Here is a 5912-nt window from a genome sequence, read left to right on the forward strand (position 1 = left end):
CGGCGGCGATCCCCGACGTGCCGCGCGAGCCCGTCCGCGCGATCCCCTCGCTCGTCGTCCCGCCGCCGCCGCACCGTCCCGAACCGCTCGCGCCCGGCGAGCGGATCGACAGCGTCGAGCTCGCCTCGGACGCGCGCGACCAGCCGGAAAGCATCGAGGCGCTGCTCTCCCGGCTGGAACGCGGAGCGCGGCGGCGCCTGGTGGCGGCGACCGGACCGGCTCCGACCCCGGTTCCGATCCCGACCCCGACCCCGACCCCGACGGAGCCGGTGGAGCAGCCCCTGGCATCGGGGTCGCTGGAGGAGACGCTGGGTCAGCTGCGCCGGCTCGCCATCCGCGGCTGAGCCGTCACGCCCATCCGCGGCTGAGCGGTCACGCCTCGTCCAGGGTCAGCGCCTCCACCACGACCGCCGCGGATCCGCCGCACCGCTCCACCGAGGCGAGGGCGATGTCCGCCACCAGATGCCCTCGCAGCCGGAACTGTGCCTCGAGCAGGCCGGCGAGCCAGCTCGCCAGCGCCGGATCGTCCCGCCCCCGCAACCGGATGACGTGCCGCGCCCCGGTGAAGGTCGCGCTTCCCCAGCCGGTGCTGGTCATGTCGACCAGTTCGATCGCCGATCCGCGCGGCGCCGACGCGGCCAGCGCGTGGAGCAGCGCGAGGCCGGGATCGGGCGCGCGGTCCCGCGGCGGCCCGCTCATGCCGGTCCTCCCGACAGGAACGCCTCCACCCGCGCCACCGTGACCGGCCGCAGCTCGCGCCCGCGCTGGAGGTCCTTGACCAGTCGCGGATCGTTGATCGCCCGCCGTCCGAACGTCGTGGGCGGCATGTTGGTGTGGCGCAGGTAGCGATCGATCTTGACGATCAGGGACATGGCGGCTTCTCCCGACAGGTAATCTGTTCTTGTTGTGTTCTTCTTGAACTCCAACTTGTCTAGGAAAAATCCTGCTGCTACTTTCCGGGAATGAAACTGGACGATCCCCGCGCGGTGCTGGCGGCGCTGGTGGCGGCGAGCGAGGGGGAGAGCCTGTCGTCGCTGTCGCGACTGCTCGGCCGCAATGATGCCTATCTCCAGCAGTTCGTGCGGCGGGGCACGCCGCGCCGGCTGGCGGAGGGGGACCGGGCGCTGCTGGCGCGCTATTTCGGGGTGGCGGAGGCGGTGCTGGGCGGGCGCGAGATCGCGCCCGGTCCGATGCCGGTGCGCGTCCCGCGGCTGGATGCACGAGCCTCGGCGGGGCCGGGCGCGCTCAACGACGGCGAGCGGCCGGTCGACGCGATCGACTTCCCGCCGCGGCTGCTACGATCGCTGGGCGTGCGCGGCGGCCCGGTCGCGCTGATCGAGGCCCGGGGCGACTCGATGGCGCCCGGCATCGCCGACGGCGACCAGCTGCTGGTCGATCAGGGCGATACGCGCGTGACGGGCAGGGGCGGAGTGTTCGTGGTGCGGATCGACGGCGCGACGCTGGTCAAGCGGGTCGCGCGGCGCGGTGGCGCGGTGGTGGCGACGAGCGACAATCCCGCCTCGCCCCCGGTCGGCGAGGGGGTGGTGGAGGTGATCGGCCGGGTCGTGTGGCAGTCGCGCGCCGTGGCCTGAACCGGGGCGCCGGCCAGGCCTTCGGCCCTTAGCGACGCCGCCCCCGCCACCAGATCGCGAGCGACGCGGCGATGCCAAGGCCGGTGCCGATCAGGAAGCCCGGCGTCGCCTCGCCGACCAGGAAGCCGACGACCGGACCGCCGATCGCGCCGAGCGCGATGAACGCGCCGCCGGCCGACGAGCGGCGGGGCGGGGAGGTGCCGGGATCGACCATGGTCAGCGCCCTGCCATGCCGTGCGCGGTGGCGCCAGTGGCGGGGCGGGGCAGCGGCAGGTCGTTGCGGCGCCAGACCACCAGCGTTTCGGTGTCGTTCGCCCAGAGCCTGCGATCCACCGCCGCGATCCGGTGATAGCCGCGGGCCAGGCCTGCCCGCAGGATCGCGTCGTTGGCGCGGTTGCGGTTCGTCCAGTGCGACCGGTCGACGGTCAGGACCGTTCCCGGCCGATGCGCGAGCGCGGCCCGCAAGGCGATGGTCGCGTCGACCGGCAGCGCATGCGCCTCCGCCTGGGACCGGAACTCGTCGACGAAGATGTACGGCGTGACGAGGCAGGCATGGCTCAGCTGGAGGAACGTGACCGGCGCGTCGTACGTCAGCAGGCAGGTCGTCGCGACATCCGGCGGGATCGCCGCCAGCGTCAGCGCGGTCGCGCGCCTGGCGCGCGCCGTGTCCATCCAGCTCGTCGCGACCGTCATCGCCATGGCCGGCCCGGCGAGCGCGACGAATGCCCAGCGGCCCCAGCGCGGTTGTGCGAACAGCGCCGCGCCGCAGATCGCGGCGATGCTGGCGACGGGCAGCAGATAATGGGTCCAGAAGTTGCCGATCGAGAACGCCTCCACCAGCGCGGCCGCCGACCAGGCGGCCAGCAGCCACCAGCGTTCGTCGGCGCGGGCGGCGAGCCGCATCGCCGCCAGCCCGCCCACGCAGGCGAACAGAACCGGCGATCCCTGGCGCAGCATCTCGCCCAGCCGACCGAGCGAGTCGGCGTCGAAGCCGCCGGTCTTGCGCATTTGGGACACGAGATTGGCGAACCACCATGCGTCGAGATGTCCGGCCAGCGCGAAACCCGCGCCCGCCACGACGGTCGGCGCGATGCCCAGGCCGACGAACAGCGTCGCGCGAGCCGCCGCCTCCCGCCACGGCCGGCGCAGCGCCAGCCTGACGGCGAGCCAGCCGCCGATCGCGACCCCCTCCAGCGCGACGTTGGTCTTGATCTGGATCGCAAGGCCGCACAGCAGCATCGCCGCCGCCGCGCGCCTCATGTCTCCCGGCCGGTCGAGCGCCGGCGCGGTGCGCAGCGCCAGCCAGGCGGCGACGGCGGTGAACAGGTTGTAGAAGACCGGCGCCTGCGTCGATCCGCCGCCCATCGGCTCCAGCATCGCGCAATAGAACACGCCGGCCAGCATCGCCGGCACGATCGCCACGCGCCGCGCCGCGACCGCGGCGATCGCCAGTGCGGTGCTCGCGACGAACAGCGTCGCCACCAGCTGCGACGCCAGCAGCCCCTCGCCGCCCAGCAGCCGCATCGCGGCGAACAGCGCGAACAGGCCGATCGGCTTGCGATCGAAGATGTCGACATAGGGCAGCGCGCCGCGCCACATCCGGTCGCCCATCAACAGGTAGAACTGCTCGTCGTCGCCGACCAGCGCGTCGCCGTACAGCCCGGCGCGCAGGACGACCGCGACCAGCAGCAACCCGGCCGCGATCGCCCGCCAGCGGATCGGCGCCGCGACCGGGCGCGGCGTCGTGTCCGCGACGATACGGTCTGTCCTCATGCGCGCCTTCATGGCGCAGCCATGGTTTCCGCGCGGTAAACCATCGGGCGTCCGCCGGCCGGTCCGGACAAGCATGTGTGGCGGCGGGCGGCGACGCTCGCTAAACGTCGTCCGATCGCCCGCAGGGGGCGGGCGAGGAGCGCGCGATGGCCGGAACCCAGCAGCCGGACCTCCATCCCGTTCCGGAAGAATGGCGCGAGCGGGCGCTGGTCGACGACGCCGGCTATCGCGCGATGGTCGCGGCCGTCGCCGCCGATCCCGACGCCTTCTGGCTGCGGCAGGCGCGACGGCTCGACTGGATCGTCCCCCCGACCCGGGCCGGGGACTGGTCGTTCGCGGCCGACGACTTCCGCATCCGCTGGTATGCGGACGGCACGCTCAACGTCGCCGCCAACTGCCTCGACCGGCATCTGGCGGAGCGCGGCGATGCCATCGCGATCCTGTGGGAACCCGACGATCCTGCCGACGCGCCGCGCCGCATCAGCTATCGCGAGCTGCACGCCGAGGTCTGCCGTTTCGCCAACGTGCTCCGCGCCCAGGGTGTCGCCAAGGGCGACCGGGTGACGATCTACCTGCCGATGATCCCGGAGGCGGCGGTCGCGCTGCTCGCCTGCGCGCGGATCGGCGCGGTGCATTCGGTGGTGTTCGCCGGCTTCTCTCCCGAGGCGCTGGCGGGGCGGATCGAGGATTGCGGGTCGCGGCTGGTCGTGACCGCGGACGAGGGCCGGCGCGGCGGACGGCGCGTGCCGCTGAAGGCGAACGTCGACGCCGCCGCGGCCCGCGCGCCGGGGCTGGAGCGCGTGCTGGTGGTGCGCGCGACCGGGGCGGACATCCCGATGGGCGAGCGGGACGTGTGGTATCACGAGGCGGCGGCGGACCTCGCCGGCGATCGCGCCGGGGACTGCGCGCCCGAGCCGATGGCGGCCGAGGACCCGCTGTTCATCCTCTACACGTCGGGATCGACCGGCAAGCCCAAGGGCGTGCTGCACACCTGCGGCGGCTATCTCGTCTGGGCGAGCCTGACGCACGAATGGACGTTCGACTATCGCGCGGGGCAGGTCTTCTGGTGCGCGGCGGACATCGGCTGGGTGACGGGCCACAGCTACATCCTCTACGGGCCGCTCGCCAACGGGGCGACGACGCTTATGTTCGAGGGCGTGCCGACCTGGCCCGACGCCTCGCGCATGTGGCAGGTGGTGGACCGGCATCGCGTCGAGATCCTCTACACCGCCCCGACCGCGCTGCGCGCGCTGATGAAGGAGGGCGACGGTCCCGTCCGCGCGACGAGCCGCGCGTCGCTGCGCCTGCTGGGCAGCGTCGGCGAGCCGATCAACCCGGAGGCGTGGCGATGGTATCACGACGTCGTTGGGGAGGGGCGCTGCCCGATCGTCGACACATGGTGGCAGACGGAGACCGGCGGCATACTGATCGCGCCGCTGCCCGGCGCCACCCCGCTGAAGCCCGGCAGCGCGACCCTGCCGCTGCCCGGCGTCGTGCCGGTGCTGGTCGACGCGCAAGGCGTGGCGCTGGACGGCGCGGCGGAGGGCGACCTGTGCCTCGAGACCAGCTGGCCCGGCCAGATGCGGACCGTCTGGGGCGACCACGACCGCTTCTTCCAGACGTATTTCACGACCTGTCCCGGCCTGTATTTCACCGGTGACGGCTGCCGGCGCGACGCGGACGGCTATCACTGGATCACGGGCCGGGTGGACGACGTCATCAACGTGTCGGGCCACCGGATGGGAACGGCGGAGGTCGAGTCGGCGCTGGTCCTGCACGCCGGCGTCGCGGAGGCGGCGGTGGTCGGGATGCCGCACGACGTGAAGGGGCAGGGCATCTACGCCTTTGTCACGCTGAACGCCGGCGAGGCGGCGTCGCCCGAGCTTGCGGCCGAGCTGAAGGCGTGGGTGCGCCGCGAGATCGGGCCGGTCGCGACCCCCGACGCCATCCAGTTCGCGCCGGGCCTGCCCAAGACGCGGTCGGGCAAGATCATGCGGCGCATCCTGCGCAAGATCGCGGAGGGCGACACCGGCGCGCTGGGCGACACCTCCACGCTCGCCGATCCCGCGGTCGTTGACGATCTCGTCGCCGGGCGGGCGGGCGCATGAGCGACGGCCGCGATGCGGGCCTGGCGCTCGACCCGCGCTGGGACGCGGCCGGGCTCGTCACCGCGGTCGTCACCGATCGCGCGACCGGCGAGCTGCTGATGGTCGCGCACATGGATGCCGAGGCGCTGGCGGCGACGCGAGCGACCGGCGAGGCGCACTTCCACTCGCGCAGCCGCCGCCGGCTGTGGCGGAAGGGCGAAAGCTCCGGCAACGTCCTGCGCGTCGCGGAGATGCGGATCGACTGCGACCAGGACGCGGTGTGGCTGATCTGCGATCCCGCCGGCCCTGCCTGCCATACCGGCGCGCGAAGCTGCTTCTTCCGGCGGATCGAGGAGGGCGGGCTGGCGCCGGTCGCATGAAGCGCGCGTGGCCGGCGGCGCTGCTCCTGCTGCTGGCCGGCTGCGGCGGGCATCGCGCGGTTCCGCGCGGCGACACCGCC

Annotated in this window: 7 protein-coding genes and 1 pseudogene; 4 read left to right on the forward strand and 4 right to left on the reverse strand. The window is 73.5% G+C overall.

Features of this window, described 5'->3' with window-relative positions; all coding sequences use genetic code 11:
• Positions 1 to 344 (forward strand): annotated as a pseudogene (locus tag HUU95_RS06565) (hypothetical protein); the annotation flags it as partial.
• Between the two features lie 28 nt (positions 345 to 372).
• Here the strand turns inward: HUU95_RS06565 and HUU95_RS06570 are convergent.
• Positions 373 to 699: a hypothetical protein gene (locus HUU95_RS06570; protein WP_174279383.1), complete on the reverse strand. Its 327-nt coding sequence runs from the start codon at positions 697 to 699 to the stop codon at positions 373 to 375.
• Positions 696 to 872 carry a hypothetical protein gene (locus HUU95_RS06575; protein ID WP_174279384.1) on the reverse strand — a complete coding sequence of 59 codons (177 nt, stop codon included), beginning with the start codon at positions 870 to 872 and terminating at the stop codon, positions 696 to 698. Before HUU95_RS06575 ends, HUU95_RS06570 begins: the two co-directional genes overlap by 4 nt.
• 90 nt (positions 873 to 962) lie before the next feature.
• Between HUU95_RS06575 and HUU95_RS06580 the strand changes: the two genes are divergently transcribed.
• Positions 963 to 1592 carry a S24 family peptidase gene (locus tag HUU95_RS06580; RefSeq protein WP_174279385.1) on the forward strand — a complete coding sequence of 210 codons (630 nt, stop codon included), beginning with the start codon at positions 963 to 965 and terminating at the stop codon, positions 1590 to 1592.
• A 28-nt stretch (positions 1593 to 1620) separates the two neighbouring features.
• Here HUU95_RS06580 and HUU95_RS06585 read toward each other — a convergent pair whose 3' ends face one another.
• Together HUU95_RS06585 and HUU95_RS06590 are read right to left on the reverse strand one after the other, a co-directional pair.
• Positions 1621 to 1806, reverse strand: coding sequence for a hypothetical protein (locus tag HUU95_RS06585; RefSeq protein ID WP_174279386.1), 186 nt, complete (start codon positions 1804 to 1806; stop codon positions 1621 to 1623).
• Between the two features lie 2 nt (positions 1807 to 1808).
• Positions 1809 to 3365 carry a hypothetical protein gene (locus tag HUU95_RS06590; protein ID WP_174279387.1) on the reverse strand — a complete coding sequence of 519 codons (1557 nt, stop codon included), beginning with the start codon at positions 3363 to 3365 and terminating at the stop codon, positions 1809 to 1811.
• A 146-nt stretch (positions 3366 to 3511) separates the two neighbouring features.
• On the opposite strand from HUU95_RS06590, the gene acs reads away from it, so the two are divergent.
• On the forward strand, positions 3512 to 5473 hold the full coding sequence (gene acs / locus HUU95_RS06595; protein WP_174279388.1) for an acetate--CoA ligase: 1962 nt from the start codon (positions 3512 to 3514) through the stop codon (positions 5471 to 5473).
• Positions 5470 to 5832: a phosphoribosyl-AMP cyclohydrolase gene (gene hisI, locus HUU95_RS06600; protein ID WP_174279389.1), complete on the forward strand. Its 363-nt coding sequence runs from the start codon at positions 5470 to 5472 to the stop codon at positions 5830 to 5832. The genes acs and hisI overlap by 4 nt, the downstream gene beginning before the upstream one ends.
• Positions 5833 to 5912: the final 80 nt, after the last annotated feature.

It is taken from the genome of Sphingomonas bacterium, from assembly GCF_903643065.1.
GTDB lineage: Bacteria > Pseudomonadota > Alphaproteobacteria > Sphingomonadales > Sphingomonadaceae > Sphingomonas.